Here is a 19,709-nt window from a genome sequence, read left to right as displayed (position 1 = left end):
ACACCTTCAAGTGTGAAGAGCCTTATTTTTTCAAGAACTTAGACTGATCTAGTCTGTTTTTTTAATATGCATTGCGAAATAGTTGATTAAGCTGCTTTTTTTGCTTCTTCATTATCGTTGAGAATATCAATCATACACTCTCCGATAACTTCCATAATTGCGTCTGAAACAGACTCAAAACGAAGACCAAAGCCTCTTGGACGATTCTTAGATGCCCTCATGATTGTGAAGTCAATAGCGACAGCGCGGCCAAAAATCCCCTCTGAGATATAAATCGTTCCACGAGTATTTTTGTCAAGTTCTTTCTCAAACTTAGTCACTTCAACAAAGCCACCACTTAGTGATAAGTTAGTAAGGTATCCCTTATACTCTTTTTGAACACCAACAAGCGAGAATGAAACTAGTTCTTGTAATTCGACACGATACTCAGTTCTTTCGATTTGATACTTATTATTTTCAGGATTTTCTTTATCTTCAAATATTAGTTGTGCTTGTGTATTAAGCTCAAGACAGTCTTTTGCTGCAACCCAAGGTGCACCTGCCTTCTTTTTAACAAGAGTGGAAGACGTAACAATCTTCTTTTCAAAATCAACAAGCATTTCATCAAAACGTAAAGGACCGACAACGCCAGCTCCTGTATCGTATTGCCATGTTTTCTTATTTGAAATTTCAAACGACTTACCGTTCTTAAGGCCTTCTATATTCAAGCGATCAAGTTCTTCATCATCAGCTTGTGCACGTGTTGCAATTTCAAGCCCTCCACTAGAGATATCAAACTCACCAGTGGCCTCTTCACTAAGATCAATTTCAACCGTACGATCTTCGTCTTCTAGTACAAGAGAGTCACGAGGAATGAGGTTAATCTTTGGAGTACTTGGAGTGTTATCTTCGCTAACAACTTCTTCAATTTCAACTGAATCATTTACGGCCGAAATTCCAATCTTGCTATCTGTGTATGATTTAAAATTTGCTAACTCTTGTTCAGCGACTTCTAACTTAGCATTTAAGGCCTTGGCCTTAGCAATAACCTTTGAAAGATTCTTTCTTGCTAATTTATTTTCAACTGCAAGATTTTTATATTTTATTTTAAGAGCATTAAACTTTGATTGATATTCTTGAGTATTAGTATTTCCATCCTCAAGTTCACGCGTTGTTGATAGAACTTTTGTAATCTTACGATTTACATCGCTAATTAAACTTGTTTCATCTAACACAGACTCTAATTTTGTAAGAATGGCCTCACTACGATCACCACTCGAAGAGCCAACAAGTTGCGTGATATCACCGATTCTCTCTTCTACAGAGGAAATTTTCTCACTAAACTCTTCTCGAAGTTGTACACCAATTGCAGAAACTTCTTCTTTTACAATTTTTGAAATTGCATCTAATAGATCATTATTATGATTATTCTTAATTTCTAATTCTTCCAATTTAATACTGTATCCATTTGGTGCCGAAGCTGGTTTTTCAAATGTCTCAGGAGCTTGCTTAAGAGCATCTGTAATTACACGAGGTAAACTCATCTTAGACAACTCAACCCATTGAGACTTTTTAACGTCAAAACCAAATTGGTTTGAAAAAACGATTCCAGAAAGCGCTTCAATATAGAGATCATTAAGATCGATCTCTCTAAAAGTTGTGAATGTGTCTGCAATGAAAAGTTTCTTCAATACTTCCTCTACTATTCTTTCTAGTATATCGGTAAGATTTAAACTAAAATTTAATAATATTAGCTATTTACTCTGTTTTTGTTTACAAACTTCTATTTGAAACCAAATAAGGTATTGATTTTTGGATAATTACAATAAAAACCACTTACAAAAAAAAGAAGAAAAATTGGCCGATTTAATAGGCTTTCAAACAGAAGTTATTGAAATCATCGAAGAACTTTTAAATAAGAATAATTTAAAATCTTCCGAAGAACTCTACCTATGTGGCCTAAAAGAAGAGGCCATTAATACCTCACTCTTAGACTTTTATGAAATTCTACAAAAGCTAAATGAATTAGAGAATTATAAAGAATTCACAGTATGTGATATTGGCGCATCCTATGCAAAGATGGCATTCGTGGCCAATCACTTCTTTCCAAATATTAAAGTCATTAGTATTGAACCAGTCAAAGAGCGCATCGAATATGGCCTCGACAAACTCAAAGACACAAAACATATTTTTATCAACGATGTCTTTAAAGAGGAATTAATTAAAAACCATAAAATTGATTACTTCTTTCTCTATTTTCCAGTTGGTAAAATTCTTGATGATATTATCACCCAACTTAATGCTCCTGTCGTTGCTATTGAGTCGCATGGCGAACTTCTAAACCGTTTAGGACATAGCTTTTCTCAAAAAGAAGTCCTAACAAAACTAAACTTTGCCCGTCACAATCCTCATAGCTATCTTTTTACAAGGCCATCAGAATCAAGCTTATATAAGGCATTTAAAGCGTTTCAAAAAAAAGAAGATGAAGTTATCATCGTCAACGATCAAAGGCCATGGTTAGCAGACTCAGAAGGCCTAGCCCACTACTTTGATGAGAAAGATAAAATTACCCTTGAACTTAAGTGTCCACCTCGAACAATTTTCTATAATGAAGATTTAGAGACGGCCAACTCTTGTAACTTCTCAAAACCGATACAACTTCTCATTCAAAAGCGTCGAGCAAATGAAAAAGTTGATGGTTATTTAATTCGAAAAATATTTTTGGATGGGAGTTTTGAGCTGTCTTCAGGTGAAATAAAAAAGGCACCCTAAGGTGCCTTTTAAATATTTGCTTAGATGTTAAGTGGTTTTTTATCAAAAGCATCAAGAGCAGCTTCTTTAAATGCTTCAGAGTAAGTTGGGTGCGCATGACAAATACGTCCAATATCCTCAGCAGCAGCTCTAAATTCCATTGCCACAACTGCTTCTGCAATTAAGTCAGCAGCACGAGGACCGACAATGTGTACTCCTAAAATCTCATCTGTTTCTTTACAAGCAAGTACTTTTACAAAACCAGCTGATTCGTTTGAAGCACGAGCACGTCCACTTGCTTTAAATGGAAACTTCCCTGCTTTATATGGAGTCTTATTAGCTTTTAGCTCTTGTTCTGTTACACCAACTGAAGCAACCTCTGGCCAAGTATAAACAACACCAGGAATTAGATTGTAGTTAATATGTGGTTTTTGACCAGCAATGATTTCAGCACAAACAACACCTTCTTCCTCAGCTTTGTGAGCAAGCATAGCACCAGTTGTAACATCACCAATTGCATAGATATGAGAAACGTTAGTTCTTAAATGATCGTCAGTGATAACACGCCCACGCTCATCAAGATTTACACCAGCATTTTCAAGACCAAGATTGTCAGTATATGGACGACGCCCAACTGCCATTAGACAGTAGTCACCGTCTAATTTGATTTCTTCATCGTTCTTCTTATTCTTAGCTTTTACGATTACTTTTTCGCCCTTTCTAACAACTTCAGTTACACCGTGACCAGTATAGAATTCCATACCTTGTTTCTTAAGAACTTTAGTCATCTCTTTTGCACAGTCTTTATCCATTGTCGCAAGAATTGAATCTGCATACTCGACAACAGAAACTTTAGAACCAAGTCTTAAAAATACTGAACCAAGCTCTAGACCAATAACACCACCACCAATTACGATGAAGTGCTTTGGAAGTGTTTCAAGCTTTAGGGCCTCAGTTGAAGTGATAATTCTTTCTTTATCAATTTCAATCCCAGGAATTGTCGCTGGCTTTGAACCAGTTGCAATAATGAAGTGTTTAGCCTTAAGAGTTTCCTCTTTCTCACCTGAAACTTTAAGAGTGTGAGCATCAACGAAAGATCCAAACCCATGGAAAGTCTCAACTTTATTCTTACCCATTAAGTAAGTAATACCACCAGAAGTATCTGCAACAACACCAGCTACACGCTCTGCCATCTTCTTAATATCGGCCTTTACTTTACCTGTTGTGATTCCGTGTGCTTCAAATTCATGAGTTGCTTCATGAAATTTCTCACTTGAATCAAGCCATGCTTTCGATGGAATACATCCAACGTTTAAGCATGTTCCACCAAGTGTATTATATTTTTCTACAATTGCTGTCTTCATACCAAGTTGCGCGCAACGTACGGCACTGATATATCCACCAGGGCCTGAACCAATAACAACAACATCAAATTCTTTACTCATATATAATCCTTAATCTTCTTTAATATACTTATTAGATGTCCAGTAGCATTCTGGCCGGATCCTCAATCATCTCTTTAACCATCTTAAGGAATGTTACTGATTCCTTACCATCGATGATTCTGTGGTCATAAGAAAGTGCTAAGTACATTACAGGGTGAATAACAACCTGACCGTTTACAGCTACTGGTCTTTCAACAATATTGTGCATTCCTAGAATCGCTGATTGTGGAACGTTAATAATTGGAGTTGAAAGCATTGAACCGAAAACACCACCATTTGTGATAGTGAATGTACCACCAGTCATTTCATCTACTGTAAGCTTTCCATCACGCCCTTTAAGAGCAAGTCTTCTTACTTCTTTTTCAATTTGAGCAAGGCTTAAGCTTTCTGCGTTTCTAATTACTGGAACAACAAGACCTTTTGGAGTAGATACCGCGATACCAACATCTGCATAGTCGTGATAGATGATATTTTCACCATCAATTTGTGCATTAACACCTTTGATTTCCATAAGTGCTTTTGTACATGCTTTTGTGAAGAAAGACATGAAACCTAGTCCGATGTCGTGCTTGTCTTTGAAAGCATCTTTATATTTCTTACGAAGCTCCATTACATTGAACATATCAACTTCGTTGAAAGTCGTAAGCATTGCAGTCGTATTCTTTGCTTCCACAAGACGCTTAGCAATTGTCTTACGAATACGCTTCATTTTTACTTCTTCTTTTGCTCTACTTGCACCACCCATTGGAGCTTGTACAGCAATTTCCTGTGCAGGAGCAGGCTTTGCAGCGGCAGCAGGAGCAGCTTTTGGAGCAGCACTTGCGTTCATTGCATCAGCCTTAGTGATACGGCCATCTTTACCTGAACCAGCAACTGAACCAGCACTAACGCCTTTTTCTGCAAGAATTTTAGCAGCAGCTGGAGATGGATAATTCTTATCCCCACCCGAAACAGGAGCACTTGCCGGTGTATTTGGAGTTTCAACTGTTGTAGGAGCATCATCACTTGAAGCTTGTGTCGGAGCTGCAGATGTATCTAACTCAGCTACAACAGCACCAATTTCAAGTTCAGCACCTTCTTCTGCGATAATTCTAATGATACCACTTTCTTCCGCAGGAAGAGGAAGTGTTGCTTTATCTGATTCAACTTCAACTAGTTCATCACCTTCACTAACATAGTCACCGTCAGCTACTAGCCACTCACCTAGAGCAACTTCTGTAATTGATTCACCAATTGGTGGAATAGTAATTTTTACGATTGCCATTTTCTTTTCCTTATTTATTTAAATGCATTCTCTACAATTGTTTCTTGTTCTTTCATGTGTACTGAAGCGTATCCTGTCGCAGGAGATGCCGAAGCTTTTCTTGAGATACAATCAATATCTCTAAAAGTATCGCGCCAGCGATTTAAGTGCATCCATGCTCCCATATTTGAAGGCTCTTCTTGTACCCAACGATGTGTTGCGTTTGGATACTTATCAAGGATCGCCTTAATTTTTTCAGTTGGAAGAGGATATAATTGTTCAAGACGAACAACTGCAACATCTTTACGATCATTTTCTTGTTGGTACTTAAGTAGATCGTAGTAAATCTTACCTGTACAAAGAACGACCTTCTTAACGTCTTTTGGGTTCACCCAAGTATCATCAAATACTTCTTCAAACTTACCAGTTGTGAAGTCTTCAACTTTTGACTGACATAGAGGATGTCTTAAAAGTGACTTCGGAGTGAAAACAACAAGAGGCTTTCTAAACTCCCACTTAAGCTGACGTCTAAGAGCGTGGAACATATTTGCTGGAGTTGTAATATTACAAACAACCATATTCTCTTCAGCACATTGCTGTAAGAACCTTTCTGGACGACAAGAAGAGTGTTCAGGTCCTGCTCCTTCATAACCGTGAGGCAGAAGCATTACTAAGTTACACATTCTTCTCCACTTACTTTCTGCTGCTGAAATGAACTGATCAATTACGATTTGAGCACCGTTAGTGAAGTCACCAAATTGTGCTTCCCAGATATTAAGAGCGTGAGGTGTTGCTTGCGAGTAACCATATTCAAATGCAAGTACCGCATACTCAGAAAGAAGTGAGTTATAGATATAGAAGTTTCCTTGACCTGTCGTTAGGTGCTCAAGGCCACAGTATGCTTTATTTGTTTTCTCATCAAAAACTTTTGCGTGACGGTGTGAGAATGTCCCACGAATAACGTCTTCACCAGAGAAGCGTACATCGTTACCTTCAGTTAGGATCGAGCCGTACGCAAATAACTCAGCAAGTGCCCAATCAATTTGACCATTTTCAAAAGAAGCCTTTCTTTGATCAAGAAGCTTTTGCGCTTTTCTTAGAGTTTTAAATCCTTCAGGAGTCTGCGTGATTGATGAAATAATATTCTCAAGTGTCTTCTTATCAACACTTGTATCAGGTGAATTAGTAAAATCCTCTAGAGTTGAAAAACGAACGTTCTTCCACTGCTGGTGAGGCCCTGGAACTTTCTTAGGAATTACATTTTGCTTAACATTGTTAAAACGATCCGAAAGAAGGTTTTTGTATTCTTCTTGCATTTCTTTTGCCACGGCCTTATCAACTGCACCGTGACTAGCAAGCTCTTCAATATACATTTCACGAGGATTCTTATGCTTTGAAATCATCCCGTATAATTCTGGTTGAGTATACTTCGGCTCATCACCTTCGTTGTGTCCGTGCTTACGGTAACAAACCATATCAACGAAAACATCGCGCTTAAATTTTTGTCTGAACTTAACTGCAAGCTCACATGCGTAAACAACGTCTTCTGGACAATCACCATTTACGTGAATAACTGGAATATTTAGCATCTTAGCAACAGATGTTGAGTAGTGTGATGAACGAGCATCTGTAAAGTCAGTAGTAAAACCAATTTGGTTATTAATAACAAAGTGAAGAGATCCACCAGTGCGGTAACCTGGAAGCTCAGACATTTGAAGTGTTTCGTAAACAATCCCTTGTCCCGCAACGGCCGCATCACCGTGAATAACAATTGGGATAATCTTGCTCTCATCTCCATCGTAAGCAATATCAATCTGAGCACGAGCATAACCAGTTGCTACTGGTGAAACTGTTTCTAAGTGTGATGGGTTTGGAAGAAGCTTTAAGTAAACTTCGTTATTATCTTCAGTCTTAGTTACTGAAGTGAAGCCCATGTGATACTTAACATCACCATCACCTTGACCAGCAAGTTGCTCAAGAGAGTTTCCTTCAAATTCAGAAAAGATATACTCATAAGTTTTCCCTAGAGTATTAGCTAGAACGTTTAGACGTCCACGGTGTGCCATACCAATAATAAATTCTTTAGCACCTAGTCTTGCACCTTCGTTAATAAATGCATCAAGCCCTGGGATTGTCGATTCTCCACCTTCAAGTGAAAATCTTTTTTGTCCCGTATATTTTGTTTGAAGAAAGTTTTCAAAAACATTTGCTTCATTCAATTTGTGTAGGATTCTTTTTTTCTTATCAACATCGAAATTTTTGTTCAGGTAAGTTGTTTCAAACTCTTCTCTAAACCAACGTCTCATCTCAGTATCAGTTGAGTGCATATACTCAACACCAATCTTTCCACAGTAAAGCTTCATCATGTGGTCCATGATATTTTTTAGAGTCGTAGCACCAAGGCCAACAAACTCACCACAAGTGAATACTTCGTTTAAATCAGCATCTGTTAGATCATAGTCTTGAAGAGAGATACGTGCATGACGATCTAGTCTTGGACGAATTGGATTTGTATCCGAAAGAAGATGTCCTCTTGATCTAAAAGATTGAATTAGTCTGAATACGTTGAATTCTTTACGTAACTTCTCATCACTTACTTCACCACCGGCACTTGTGCTACCTTTACCGGCACCGAATTCAAAACCTAGAAAAAAGTTGCGCCAACTTTCTTCTACTTCCATCGGGTTTGATTCGTATTGTTCGTAGAGAGAGTCAATGTAAGAAATGTCTGAACTTGATAGTGTTGAAAAGTCGAATTTATCCATTTGATTTAAATCCATTTTACCGCTTTGCGGCTATTACAAAATTAATAATTTAGGCACGTTAATATACCTTATATCTTAACAGTTCGTGAAGTTTTCTTTTTGCACAGGCAAGCTTTGACTAGATAAAAATCAAAGTGATAAAGTTCGATCAACTACCCAACTTTTCACAGGAGAAATTATGGACTCACAAAAATATATGAGTGATGCAATTAGAACAGAATCAAGAGATTTTGATGCGATGAACACACGTCTAAATGACGATGGAATTAAGAGACTTCTTCACGCTGGAATTGGTCTTTCGACGGAAGCTGGAGAATTCCTCGATGCTCTAAAGAAGCATATATTCTATGGTAAGGAGCTTGACCGAGTAAATCTAGCAGAAGAGCTTGGTGATCTTTTCTGGTACATGGCCATCGTTGGTGATGAACTTGGGATTAAATTTGAAGATGTAATGGAGCGCAATATCACAAAGCTTAAGGCGCGCTACGGCGAAAAATTTAGTGAAGAAAAGGCCGACAATAGAGACCTAGATAGCGAAAGAAAAATTCTTGAGGAACAGGCGTTTAATTAATGAGAATTAACAAAATCTTTATATTTGGAATGGGCCTTTTATTAGGCCTGTTAACTTCATGTCAAAGTGAAAAACTGCAAATTTATAGTGCCACTGGCCCGACCATGGGTACGACATACCATATCAAGTATCTTGCACCTAATGGATTCGACGAGGATTCGGTAAAAAAAGATATTGAGATAAGATTAGATGAAGTCAACAAGGCCATGAGTACTTACATCAATGACTCAGAAATTTCACTCTTTAATAAAATGGCCAAGAGTGAAAAATTCTATCCAGGCCCAGACTTTAGCAGAACTCTAAAGCACGCCCTAGACGTTGCAAAGAAGACTGATGGTACATTTGATCCAACAATCGGAACGCTTGTAAACCTTTGGGGATTTGGTCCAACTGGAAAACGCAAGATTCCTTCAAAAGAAGATATTGAAGAGGCCAAGAAGAAAGTTGGTTACGAAAAGATAATCTTTAAAGATGGCGTCTTAACAAAAAGTATTGATGGTGTGTATCTTGATTTATCTGCTTCGGCCAAGGGTTACGGTGTTGATGCACTTGTTGAACTTCTACAGGCCAAAGGAATTAAGAATGCTCTTGTCGAAGTTGGCGGTGAAGTTAGAACAATGGGCGAATCTCTAACACGCCCGTGGCGTATTGGTGTTGAGTCCCCTAGTAATAAAGATGGTAATCCAGTTGTGAAGGTTGTGAAAATCAAGAATGTTGCCTTAGCAACATCTGGCGACTATCGAAATTTTTTCAAAGAAGGTGGCAAGCGCTACCAGCATACAATAAATTTCAAATCAGGTTCACCTGTTGAATCTCAACTTGCTTCGGTTAGTGTTATCTCTGAGACTTGTATGGATGCGGATGCTTGGGCAACGGCCCTTATGGCCATGGGTGCAAAGAAAGCAATTGCTTACGCTAAAGAAAATAACTTGAAGGCGTTCTTCATCTATCGTTCTGACGATGGTTCAGCAAAGTATTTAGAGACATCAACGCCAGGATTTGATAAGGTGACAGAGTAATCTAATCGGATATTTTTCTATTGGAGAATTTTATGGATGCTAACATTAAACTATTCCTAATTACTTTCGCTGTTCTTGCTCTATCAATTACAGGAATGGCCGTTGGTGTAATTATTTCTAACCGTAAGCTACAAGGCTCATGTGGTGGACTTGGAAAGCTGATTGGTGAAGATTGCCAATTCTGCGACAAGAAGGATGAGTGTACAGAAAATCCAGAGCAGGCCGAAGACTGTCTAAAAGCTTAATCTAAAATACAAATCAAATATGCATAAAGGCCCCATTTTGGGGCCTTTGTTGTTCATAGATAGGGCCAAAAAGCGCCCCTTTCCCATACGACACCACCCATAAATATCTAAGTAGCTGATTGTACGTGTTCAATTTTTGGCACAGTTCATGCTTTTACTATAGCAACAAAGCTCTTAAACAGGATGTTTAAAGCTGAAGGCTTCAGGAAGAACGAACTTAGCGGAAAAGAGGCCATTATGAAAAGTACATTAAGGAGAGCACTTTACATCACTTTAGGATTAGTTATGTTATCGATAACAATCCAAGAGAAAGTTCACGCAAGAACTATGAAGAGAATCACGCCAGAGCAGATCCAAAAACTAGATCGCGCTATGGCAATTGAGACCTTCAATGGTGAATTCCTCGACATCACAAGTGTTGCAAAAATTAAAAAGACTTTTGGGAATCTAGAAGGATTTAAAGATGGTGCACAAATCCAATTAGCAAATGGAGATGTACTAACTGCAAGAGATATTCGTTTTCTATATGTAGAAAGACTCAAGCAACAAAAGGAGAAAAGATTAGAAGTGGGGCGTACTCCACACGACGAAGAATAGTCGGAAATATTTTGGGAATCTGTAACTAATTTGCTACGTCTTCCTTAGTAGCAATGACCAGTAAGACATCCGGGTCGCTCGAAAGAGCGGCCCTTCTTTTTTTATCTGCAATAATTTTACGCCCATTTGGCAGCATCAAATAGATAATGCGAAACCCTGCTTCAGTCACGATCTTCTCATATTCAAGGTAGTCGAGAACTGTAACTGATAGGTCAGTAAGAAGCATCTCTTTGCTCTTAACCATCGCTTCAAAACAAAAAACTCCCCCACTATTCAAACGCTTAAAGACATTTCTTATATACTGAGAAATTTCATCTTTAGATTGTAAGTAATGAATTTGGTGAGCATCTAAAATAAGATCAAATGAGCGCTCGATCTGATCTAACTTGAGGCTAGATAAACACTGAAATTCAAAATTGTTAAAATTTTGGCGGGCCTTATAAATGGCCTCTTCAGAAATATCGATGCCTAATAATTGCGAGAAATTGAAATTGGCCAAATTTAGACCTTGCCCACATCCAACCTCAAGGACTTCAATTTTATCGCTCTCAAACTTTACAAGAGTGAGGGCCTTTTGAACTAAGTCAATAAGAGTCTGAGATTTGAGAAAGTGATCGCTTTCTTTATGGGCCTGATTAAATTGATTCACAATTTAATATAGCGGCCCCATATCTTTAAAGTCACCATCAAAACCAGTTGAGAAAAAGAAATCATTAGGAGAAAGCCCTAACTTTCCACTAGGAGGAAGTTTTCCACCGAAATAGATTTGCCATCCCTTAGGATTCTTATCATAGGTCATTGGAGCTGGTTTAAACTTCTCAATAGCATAAACGCTTTTAAGAAGCTTGTAGATGAACTCCGAACAATAAAGCTTATCATCATCCCAAAGATAATCGTGATCAAAGTCCATTCCAAGAAAGATTGACTTGTAATTTTCAATTAATTTTCTTTTCTTTGAGAAATTAATATGCTTTGGACGAATAACGTGTGGGACCTTATTCGAATATGCTAGAAATGATTTTAGTGGCAGGTGGTGAACGCTTCCAAGAGATTGAGCAACATAAACTTGAGAACCTAGTTTTAGAACAATTCCTGAGTGAGAAAATGGGCCACCAGTTTCATTTTCGATCAGCTCACAACTGAAACAGTCCATATCTAACAAGATCACATCACCTGTTTGCAGATCACTTAATGGCAGTGCCACAGTTTTAAGGCTTACAAAAATAGAAATTAACACCAACAAACGTCTAAAATTCACAACCAAACCCCTGTAATAACAGAAACTTAAACGATAAAACAGCAATTGCCCTACTATTAAAAACTTAGGCTTTGCTGTTATACTAAGTAAGTAACTAGATTGATAGCCTAAAAAAGCAGGAAAAGTAAAAATGAAAGGCATTATTTTAACACTCATATTTTTAAGTTTTGCACTTGGACACTTCGAAGTCTTTGCGACGACAAACTGCCCGACAGGACAGGTTTTCAACGCTAGTTTGAATCGTTGTATGTATACAGAGGGTTCAATAAAGAATCGAGATGAGTATCAGGATTGTGACTCTAAATCGAGTGAGAGTGAACGCAATGCTTGTATGAAAGCAGCGGCCGATGCCAGACAACAAAAAACAATTAATGAGCTAAATGCTGGACGAGTTTCCGATAGTGATGTTGAAAGTAAAGGTAAGGGTAATTTAATAACTGGCTTTGCAGAAGCTTGGGGGATCGTTACAGGAGTTACGGCCCTAGTAGTTCCTAAGTTCTTTAACGGAGAAGATGCTGCCAAATCAACAACAAATGAGTCGGCTCCAGTAGACCCAAAGCAACAGCAATCAAATGCCCCTGATACTAATACATCAGAAGTATCAAAAGATGAAAACCGTTCAAGCTGTAAGTCTTGTATGCTGGTTGGTGCGATCTCGGCCTATAGCTTCTATCAAACAAAAATCAACAAAGAAGACGTAAAGAAGAAAACAAAAGAGTTTAAAGAAGAATACGAAGAAATCTCAAAAGACCCTGAAACAATGAAGAATGCTCAAATTGCGGCATTTGATATGCTAGAAAAAGAACAAGAATATTTAGCAGATGTTTCTTCAAAACAGGCAAAACAATATAAAACACTGGCCCTAGGATATACAGCGGCAGCAGCTGTTGCAGTTTATGAGACATTTTCATCATTTGGGACAAGCTGTATGAACCAATCCCCAGGTGAAGCTGGTGGCGCTTCGAAGTGGAATTTCAGCGATATGGCAAATGGCTTTCGCTCGATCACTAATAATCCATGTACAGTTATTGTGGCCTCAGCAGTAACAGTCCCTGCGGCACTTACTGTTTCAAATCAAGCAAAGAAGAATAATAAAGATGCCAAATCGAATGTTGAGCAAATTAAGATTTTAAAAGAGAAGTATGTAAAGAGTGTTGCTTCATTTTGTCCAGATGGAAGAGATAGCTTAAGCAACCCTGCTTGTTACTGTTATACAGCACAAGGAAATAAGAATCCTAACCGCGAGAAATCTAAGACATGTCAGGACTACTGGAATAAGTATTCTGGATCATATGTAGCATCAGCTGACTCATCACGAGCAGCTCAAAGTACGAATCCACAAGGCTGTTTCTATGTTGATGGAAAGTTTGATCGCGAGTGTAATTGTCGTAAGCTAAAAAATAATAAGGGAGAAAATGCTTGTAAGAAGATTACGGTATCCCCTACTGCTTTAAGTTCACTTGGTGGACTTGATGTTACGGAAGCAATCAAAGCGGCCAATGCAACAACTCAGGGTAATGGTGGAACTTACAATGCTTCAACGACTGATGCACAAGCTGCCATGGCGGCCAAGGCGATGGATGCAATCAAAAAGAAGCTAGAAAATCCATTTAAGAAAAGTACAGGACTTGGACTTAGTAAGATTAGTGATGAGCTTGCAAAACAAGCGGGCCGCTATGGTGATAACAACAATGTATCAATCTTTAATGGTAACGGTGCAAGTGAAGCATTCGCTCGCTTAAGACCAACAGAGCCTTCATTTCAAGACGCAGTTGAAAATGTCTCGGCCAAGCTTCCTGCCAAGGGACTTGCAGCACCAGCAAAGAAAACTGTTAGAAAAACAACAAATAATAATACTAATCGATGGAAGTTCGATGACAACTCTAGCTCACAAGTTTTAAGTTTTGGAGCGGGAGCTGGTAATGGAGAATCGAACAAAAAATATGACTATGGTGATAACGATATTATCAAAGATAAGTCTGTTTCAATCTTTAAAGTTATCTCACATCGCTATGTTCAGTCAGGACTAAAGAAATTATTCTCTGAATAATAATTGGAAAATATATGAGCAAGGTAGACAAGGAAGTCTTATTCGGAATGACAAAAGATCATCTCATTTATGATGAGAGCATCAATCGCTACTTCCACAAAGATTCATTTGAAGACTTTAAACGTTTCAAAGAAGATGCGCTAAAAGATGGTGTCGATTTCTATGTCACAAGCTCTTTTCGATCTTTCGATGACCAACTCAGAATCTGGAATGAAAAGTGCGCCGGCAAACGCCCAATCTATGATCGCACGGGAAATGAACTAGATCACACAAAACTCTCCCCTTCAGAAATTGTAAACGCTATTATCAACTGGTCGGCACTTCCAGGAACTTCTCGTCATCACTGGGGAACAGAGATTGATGTTGTGGATGGCAATAGCTGGCCAGAAGGTTATCACATTCAATTAATTCCAGAAGAGTTTACACAGGGTGGACCATTTGCTGATTTTAGTAAGTGGCTAAATACAAAAATTGAAAATAACGAGAGTTATTCTTATTATAGGCCATATGTAGAAGATCTTGGTGGAGTTGCTCCAGAGGCATGGCATATAAGCTACAGTAAGGTTTCATCCGAGTATCATCAAGAATACACTTACGAGCTATTTTGCGAATTATTAGAGCATGAAAAAATGAAAGAGCTTACTTTCTTAGATGAAGTAAAAGCAAGCTCTGAAAAAATTTATCATCATTTCTTTAAGCTTTTAAACTAAGCCCTACCGCTTTTAACCAATCAGGATCATGGCCCATAAGTTTTCTTTCTTTTAGATCAAACAGTCCCGCGGTCATTTTAAATTTTGTATACACCTTACCTGTATCATCAAACATCTCTTGCTCGAAAGTTAGAACCTTACTATTAACAAAGCTTGTGGCCTTTGAGCGAATCTTTACATTTTGTCTTAGACGAAGTTCAGACTTAAAAGTGATGTTGATATCTAAAACGACAGGACCTCTTTTTTCACGCATAATGCGATCCATACCCCATCCATTCTTTGTAATCATGTCCCAACGGGCCTGCTCAAAGATAGTCAAATAGGTTGCATTATTCATATGACCAAAAGTATCGAGATGCGTCTCTTGTACTTGAAATTCGTAAATTCCCTCTTCGATATTAAAGTCTTCGATTGTATGTGCTCGTTGTGAAGTCATTTATTACACCCCTTATATACTGCTAAGTTGTTAATTTCTTTTCAATGGCCACAATCATGGGCGATCGTAAAATATGATTTTACATGGCCGGCCCCTAAAAATGAACATATTTTTAAGCACTTATCTTGTGCAACACCCCTCAAATCCCTAAATCATGCTTAAATACTCAACTTTTCGAAGAATTTAACCGATTAGAACTTATAATTTAAGTAAGGCAAACCTAACTTTCGAGTCACTTATGAGCAAGAAAACAACTATTTTAAATACTTTTACCTTAACTCTTCTAGCGGCTGCGCCACTTAATATGAGCTACGCAGGCACTGTGAATGTTGATTGTCCTGATCCAAGCACTGGTCAAATGGTGCCATTTGATATGCCATCGGATGGACGACAAGAGATACCACAGGAAGAGATTGATAACTTTTGTGGCCAAAAGCTAGCAGAGTTTCAAAAAGATAAAGAACTTGCAAATGGTTTGGCCAATGACGGTTCTGAACCAAATCAGCCAACTTCTCCTCCACAAGATGAAGGTGACGTAGCAAGTGATAGCGCAAAACATAAAGACTGGAATGGCTGTTTACAAGAAATGATGGCCAAAGAAAATAAATCTAAGATCGAGGCTTTCAAAGCTTGTTCTAAATCTGTAACAACTCTTGATTTTAAAAATGTTGAACCTGACTTTATTGGTAGTAGTGGTGCAATTAAGTGTCAAAGGGCCTTTAAGGTTTCAGGAACAAATGGAAATGCGAATTGGCAAGATGTTGCTCAAGAGGTTTACCGAAGTGGTAAAGCAAATTCAATTGACTATACAAAGGCCGTAGCTGTTTTCATCTATGCTAATAATTCATCTGAGGTTGATGGGAATGTTATTTCTGCCGCAGTTAAAAATGTTACAGCATGTAACCAAATTGCCGCTGCATTTGGAGAGAACCTTGAAGAGGATCGTCAATCAGAAGATCAATACTCAAATCCAGAGAAACTTACTTCAATTGATGGACGTATCACTTGTCGCCTATCAGGACTTGAAACCATTGACTATGACGAGTGTTCTAACTTAGTTCTTGCTCATAATGCTGCACAACTTGGAAAGACTGCAAATGCAACTTTCCAACAATTTCAAGCGCAAGACTTTAGTACAAAACAGCAAAATAAACTAATGAATATGGATGCGTCGGAAAACGTGACGACAACTGCCCTTAAGTCACAAAAAGATGGTCTGGCCAAGCAACAAACAATGGCCGAAACACGTCGTACAATTGAAGTTGCAAGACTAGGAACGATCTTAACGATGACTTCTAGTATTCCGACTAGTGAAACATATTTTGAAACAAATGAACTTTGTAAGAGACCAGTTGAACAGGCACTTTCAGGAATTGCAGAATATATAATTAATGACGGTGGTGCAGGATCAATGGGCTCGCCAGAACAGATTTGTAAGCTAAACTTTGGTAGTAAGAAGTTTTCAATTCTAAGAAACGGTGAAGCGAAAAGAGCTGGTAACCAAATCGCAGCTGAAGCTGGGGTTGATGTGGCGAAAGAACAAATGGCCGTAAGTCAGCTTGGTAAACAACAAAAAATGATTTCAAGTGCTATTGGTAAAATTGAAGGAATGGAGACAATGGAGCTTCCAGAGGACTTCTTTGAAAACCAAGATGTCTATATGGAGTTTTGTCAGGCCAACCCTGCTCATGCACAATGTCAGTCAGGTTGGGCAAATACAGTTAATGTCCCATCATTTGGTGACTACTCGGTAGGTGGATTTGGTACAAATCAGGCATACCAACACACAGAACAAGATCAAGCGGTAGCTGCAACTGCCGCAAGTACAGATGACCCAACATCAGCAGGTGTGGATACATCAACTGTTGTGAATAAAGCGAAAACAGGCGGAGGACTAAAAGGTAATTTTGGGCCTGTTGCAACCGTATCAGAAGGTGGTCAAATCGCTCAAGGTGCCGGTGGTGGAGGTAGTTCACCAGGCGGTGGAGGCGGTGGCGGAGGTTCATCTGCTGGAGGTGCTGCGCAACCAGAAGCTCTATCTGGAGCTGGCGGAAGCGGGCTTAAAGGTATCAGCTATGTTGGAGGTCGTGGACCAAGCTTTGTTGGTGGAAGAGGAACGGCTTCAGTTAAGAAAAAGAATAATGGTAATCCATTTAGTAATATGTTTAAGAAGAACCAAGACCGTAATCTAAGTTCACTAAACTTTAAAGGTAAGTCGGCAATTGGTGCAAAGACAGATGATATCTTCCAGAGAATTTCGACGGCATACGACAAGGCCAACGATGCTGGAAATCTTCTGAAGTATGAAACAAAAACTCTTGAATAAAGAACACTTAGAAAACTCATAAAGTTACATATTCTAGACACTGGGGCCAATTTTTTGGCCCCATCTTATTTTCCTCTATTAGATTTCAGTCATTTAGAAACAATAAATTTGGCACGAAATGTGTATATGTATAAAGTAACCGGTCGACGAGATGTTGATGCGTCACAACGTAGACAAGATGAATTATAGAGTGCATATTTCAGGGACGAGATATGATTATTCAAGGGAAGAAACCACTAAAATGAATACAATTCAAGAAATTCTATTAAGCGAACTTACTCAATCAAGAAGCTACTTAGAAAGGATTCTACATGCTGTATGTGAATTGAGTGAAACACACCTCGATGCTAAGGCACGCCTTATTATTGAAGAGTTTAGTACTGAATACGATAAATTAGTAAGCGAATTACTGATTCCATCTCACTTTGGAGACCTTAGTCTTCTCCACCAGAATAATTTTCGCCAAGGTCGAGAAAACCTAAGGCTTATGAATAATTTGATCGAAAGCTTCATTGCTCTCGCTCCAAAAAATGACGATGAAGTTGTTGGTGTGATCACTCGCCTAATCAATCTTTCATATAAGTACACTAGAGAACTACACCTTATCTTAATTGAGCGCTCGTCACTTGATGTCGCCACACCTCGTATGGGGCTTTTAAAAGCAATTGATATAAAAGAGAAGAAAGAAATCATTGTTGCAAAAGAGATTATTAAAAAAGGTCCTTTCACACTTATTGAAGGTGGAAGAATCGATGAAGATGATGATGAAATGGAGCTTGAAGAAGACTTCACTCCACCACTATACTTTCTAGAATCACTTGAGATTCTAAATCTTGCCCACTCTAAAACTGCACCAATTCTTGGAATGAATGCTAAAAGAGAAGAGAAATACGAACAGTATATTACTGAAGCACATGTATTAGTTTCTAAAAAAGATCTCGCTGGTGCTCTTGAGCTATTCGATAAGGCCCGTGGTCACAAAGAAACTGCGGAAGTACTGACTCTTATGGGTTGGGTAACTTCTCAAATGGGAAATATTGAAGATGCGAAATCACTTTGTCTAAAAGCAATTGAAATCGATCCAGAATATGGTGCTCCTTATAACGATCTGGGAACACTTCTATTAAATGAAGGTCATATCAATGAATCAATCAAATGGTATGAACTTGCAAAAAAAGCACCAAAGTACACTAATCGCGAATATCCATATATCAATGCAGGGCGCGCTTACATGCAGCTAAATAACTTTGATAAAGCAATGGAAGAATTCGAGGTTGCTCTAAAGCTAGTTCCAGAAAATCAGGAACTGCGTCATACAGTAAGCAAAATTCGCTCTAGTGTAACGAAACAAGAAAATGTCGAAAAGAGTCACGGTTTTGAAAAGTTCAAAGTTGATTTCTCTGGCCGCCAAGGGGATAATGATAACCAACCAACACAATAATTTTTAACGGTATGGATATCACTTATGGCAACAGTTTCAGCAAAAGAGCTTGGAAAATTCTTAGCAAAACACCTTAATACTTATGAGTATAACGACTATGGCCCAAATGGCCTACAAATCGAAGGTCGCTCAGAGATTTCCAAAATAGCATTTGCTGTTTCGGCCCAAAGAGATTCAATTGCAAAGGCCTGTGAATTTGGTGCAGATGCAATGATTGTTCACCATGGGTTATTTTGGAAATTTCATGGCGTCAGAACTATTACAGGAAGTTTCGCAAAAAGAGTAAAGCCTCTTATTCAAAACGATATCAATCTATTTGGCTACCACTTACCTCTTGATGCTCATCTCGAAGATGGAAATGCAGCAGGTATCGCCAAAGCAATCGGACTTAAAGACTTAGGTCCATACGGTGACTACAAAGGCATGCCTACAGGTGTTCAAGGTAAATTCGAAAAACCATTAAAACCAAACGAACTAAAAGAACTATTAAAGAAAGTTCTTAATCACGATATCATTCACAGTGAGCCTAATGATGAAGAGATTTCATCAATGGGAATAATTACAGGTGGAGCAAACTCTGACTGGCGCTACTGCGTGCGCGAAGGGCTTGATGCTTATCTTACAGGAGAGATGAGCGAGCACGACTGGCACGAGTCACGTGAAGAAGGAATTCACTTCTTCGCTGGAGGCCATAATGCGACAGAAAGATTTGGTGTTATTGCTCTTAAGAAATTAATTGAAGAAACATATGGGCTAGAGTGTATCTTTATTGACTCCCCTAACCCTGCTTAAGCATCCGCGAAATTGTTTGCCCAAAGGCAAACTATAGTTCGCGGTGCTAGCTCCCCACTCTTTAGCTGGAAAACTAATCGA

At 38.5% G+C, this 19,709-nt stretch carries 17 protein-coding genes; 10 read left to right on the top strand and 7 right to left on the bottom strand.

What is annotated here, in order from left to right; genetic code table 11:
- Window positions 1–86: 86 nt before the first annotated feature.
- A complete protein-coding gene (locus tag C0Z22_RS03440; protein ID WP_103216936.1) occupies window positions 87–1,670 on the bottom strand; it encodes a PilZ domain-containing protein in 1,584 nt (527 codons plus the stop codon).
- Window positions 1,671–1,836: 166 nt separating this feature from the next.
- On the opposite strand from C0Z22_RS03440, the gene C0Z22_RS03435 reads away from it, so the two are divergent.
- Window positions 1,837–2,751 (top strand): hypothetical protein, encoded by a 915-nt coding sequence (locus tag C0Z22_RS03435; protein ID WP_146037774.1) that lies wholly within the window; start codon window positions 1,837–1,839, stop codon window positions 2,749–2,751.
- A 20-nt stretch (window positions 2,752–2,771) separates the two neighbouring features.
- Here C0Z22_RS03435 and lpdA read toward each other — a convergent pair whose 3' ends face one another.
- The 3 genes from lpdA to C0Z22_RS03420 are packed head-to-tail and all read right to left on the bottom strand — an operon-like array spanning window position 2,772 to window position 8,198.
- Entirely contained in the window at window positions 2,772–4,175 is a 1,404-nt protein-coding gene (gene lpdA / locus C0Z22_RS03430) for a dihydrolipoyl dehydrogenase (protein ID WP_103216934.1), read from the bottom strand.
- Between the two features lie 31 nt (window positions 4,176–4,206).
- Window positions 4,207–5,439 (bottom strand): 2-oxoglutarate dehydrogenase complex dihydrolipoyllysine-residue succinyltransferase, encoded by a 1,233-nt coding sequence (gene odhB, locus C0Z22_RS03425; RefSeq protein ID WP_103216933.1) that lies wholly within the window; start codon window positions 5,437–5,439, stop codon window positions 4,207–4,209.
- A 14-nt stretch (window positions 5,440–5,453) separates the two neighbouring features.
- The gene (locus C0Z22_RS03420; protein ID WP_233189685.1) at window positions 5,454–8,198 is read right to left on the bottom strand and encodes a 2-oxoglutarate dehydrogenase E1 component; all 2,745 of its coding nucleotides are present in this window, start codon (window positions 8,196–8,198) and stop codon (window positions 5,454–5,456) included.
- Window positions 8,199–8,361: 163 nt separating this feature from the next.
- Between C0Z22_RS03420 and C0Z22_RS03415 the strand changes: the two genes are divergently transcribed.
- The 4 genes from C0Z22_RS03415 (at window position 8,362) to C0Z22_RS03400 (ending at window position 10,615) form a co-directional block, all read left to right on the top strand.
- Entirely contained in the window at window positions 8,362–8,754 is a 393-nt protein-coding gene (locus C0Z22_RS03415; RefSeq protein WP_103216932.1) for a nucleoside triphosphate pyrophosphohydrolase family protein, read from the top strand.
- Complete coding sequence (locus tag C0Z22_RS03410; protein ID WP_103216931.1) at window positions 8,754–9,773, top strand: FAD:protein FMN transferase; 1,020 nt, start codon at window positions 8,754–8,756, stop codon at window positions 9,771–9,773. The genes C0Z22_RS03415 and C0Z22_RS03410 overlap by 1 nt, the downstream gene beginning before the upstream one ends.
- 32 nt (window positions 9,774–9,805) lie before the next feature.
- Window positions 9,806–10,018, top strand: coding sequence for a (Na+)-NQR maturation NqrM (nqrM, locus tag C0Z22_RS03405; protein WP_103216930.1), 213 nt, complete (start codon window positions 9,806–9,808; stop codon window positions 10,016–10,018).
- 237 nt (window positions 10,019–10,255) lie between these two features.
- A complete protein-coding gene (locus tag C0Z22_RS03400; RefSeq protein WP_146037773.1) occupies window positions 10,256–10,615 on the top strand; it encodes a hypothetical protein in 360 nt (119 codons plus the stop codon).
- Between the two features lie 25 nt (window positions 10,616–10,640).
- Here C0Z22_RS03400 and C0Z22_RS03395 read toward each other — a convergent pair whose 3' ends face one another.
- Window positions 10,641–11,264, bottom strand: a complete 624-nt coding sequence (locus C0Z22_RS03395; RefSeq protein ID WP_158246789.1) for a class I SAM-dependent methyltransferase — start codon at window positions 11,262–11,264, stop codon at window positions 10,641–10,643.
- Between the two features lie 3 nt (window positions 11,265–11,267).
- Window positions 11,268–11,873 (bottom strand): YiiX/YebB-like N1pC/P60 family cysteine hydrolase, encoded by a 606-nt coding sequence (locus tag C0Z22_RS03390; RefSeq protein WP_158246788.1) that lies wholly within the window; start codon window positions 11,871–11,873, stop codon window positions 11,268–11,270.
- Between the two features lie 130 nt (window positions 11,874–12,003).
- Between C0Z22_RS03390 and C0Z22_RS03385 the strand changes: the two genes are divergently transcribed.
- Entirely contained in the window at window positions 12,004–13,923 is a 1,920-nt protein-coding gene (locus C0Z22_RS03385) for a hypothetical protein (protein WP_103216926.1), read from the top strand.
- 14 nt (window positions 13,924–13,937) lie between these two features.
- Complete coding sequence (locus C0Z22_RS03380) at window positions 13,938–14,633, top strand: M15 family metallopeptidase (RefSeq protein WP_103216925.1); 696 nt, start codon at window positions 13,938–13,940, stop codon at window positions 14,631–14,633.
- On the opposite strand, the gene C0Z22_RS03375 is transcribed toward C0Z22_RS03380, so the two are convergent.
- Window positions 14,617–15,069, bottom strand: coding sequence for a thioesterase family protein (locus C0Z22_RS03375; RefSeq protein WP_103216924.1), 453 nt, complete (start codon window positions 15,067–15,069; stop codon window positions 14,617–14,619). The genes C0Z22_RS03380 and C0Z22_RS03375 overlap by 17 nt on opposite strands.
- A gap of 238 nt (window positions 15,070–15,307) precedes the next feature.
- Between C0Z22_RS03375 and C0Z22_RS03370 the strand changes: the two genes are divergently transcribed.
- From C0Z22_RS03370 to C0Z22_RS03360, 3 genes are all read left to right on the top strand, one after another.
- Window positions 15,308–17,395 carry a hypothetical protein gene (locus C0Z22_RS03370; RefSeq protein WP_103216923.1) on the top strand — a complete coding sequence of 696 codons (2,088 nt, stop codon included), beginning with the start codon at window positions 15,308–15,310 and terminating at the stop codon, window positions 17,393–17,395.
- Between the two features lie 241 nt (window positions 17,396–17,636).
- Window positions 17,637–18,836 carry a tetratricopeptide repeat protein gene (locus C0Z22_RS03365; RefSeq protein WP_158246787.1) on the top strand — a complete coding sequence of 400 codons (1,200 nt, stop codon included), beginning with the start codon at window positions 17,637–17,639 and terminating at the stop codon, window positions 18,834–18,836.
- A 24-nt stretch (window positions 18,837–18,860) separates the two neighbouring features.
- Entirely contained in the window at window positions 18,861–19,628 is a 768-nt protein-coding gene (locus tag C0Z22_RS03360; protein ID WP_103216921.1) for a Nif3-like dinuclear metal center hexameric protein, read from the top strand.
- Window positions 19,629–19,709: the final 81 nt, after the last annotated feature.

Origin of the sequence: Halobacteriovorax sp. DA5, from assembly GCF_002903145.1 — a bacterium.
Classification (GTDB): domain Bacteria; phylum Bdellovibrionota; class Bacteriovoracia; order Bacteriovoracales; family Bacteriovoracaceae; genus Halobacteriovorax_A.
Note: the sequence above shows the minus strand (reverse complement) of the source record. Positions and strands in the feature narration are given on the sequence as shown.

What these genes read in the sequence shown, in the direction of transcription:
- C0Z22_RS03415 (WP_103216932.1), top strand. Translation starts at nt 8,362, where the DNA reads ATGGACTCACAAAAATATATGAGTGATGCAATTAGAACAGAATCAAGA.
- C0Z22_RS03400 (WP_146037773.1), top strand. Translation starts at nt 10,256, where the DNA reads ATGAAAAGTACATTAAGGAGAGCACTTTACATCACTTTAGGATTAGTT.
- lpdA (WP_103216934.1), bottom strand. Translation starts at nt 4,175, where the DNA reads ATGAGTAAAGAATTTGATGTTGTTGTTATTGGTTCAGGCCCTGGTGGA.
- C0Z22_RS03365 (WP_158246787.1), top strand. Translation starts at nt 17,637, where the DNA reads ATGAATACAATTCAAGAAATTCTATTAAGCGAACTTACTCAATCAAGA.
- C0Z22_RS03420 (WP_233189685.1), bottom strand. Translation starts at nt 8,198, where the DNA reads ATGGATTTAAATCAAATGGATAAATTCGACTTTTCAACACTATCAAGT.
- nqrM (WP_103216930.1), top strand. Translation starts at nt 9,806, where the DNA reads ATGGATGCTAACATTAAACTATTCCTAATTACTTTCGCTGTTCTTGCT.
- C0Z22_RS03370 (WP_103216923.1), top strand. Translation starts at nt 15,308, where the DNA reads ATGAGCAAGAAAACAACTATTTTAAATACTTTTACCTTAACTCTTCTA.
- C0Z22_RS03410 (WP_103216931.1), top strand. Translation starts at nt 8,754, where the DNA reads ATGAGAATTAACAAAATCTTTATATTTGGAATGGGCCTTTTATTAGGC.
- C0Z22_RS03385 (WP_103216926.1), top strand. Translation starts at nt 12,004, where the DNA reads ATGAAAGGCATTATTTTAACACTCATATTTTTAAGTTTTGCACTTGGA.
- C0Z22_RS03375 (WP_103216924.1), bottom strand. Translation starts at nt 15,069, where the DNA reads ATGACTTCACAACGAGCACATACAATCGAAGACTTTAATATCGAAGAG.
- odhB (WP_103216933.1), bottom strand. Translation starts at nt 5,439, where the DNA reads ATGGCAATCGTAAAAATTACTATTCCACCAATTGGTGAATCAATTACA.
- C0Z22_RS03360 (WP_103216921.1), top strand. Translation starts at nt 18,861, where the DNA reads ATGGCAACAGTTTCAGCAAAAGAGCTTGGAAAATTCTTAGCAAAACAC.
- C0Z22_RS03380 (WP_103216925.1), top strand. Translation starts at nt 13,938, where the DNA reads ATGAGCAAGGTAGACAAGGAAGTCTTATTCGGAATGACAAAAGATCAT.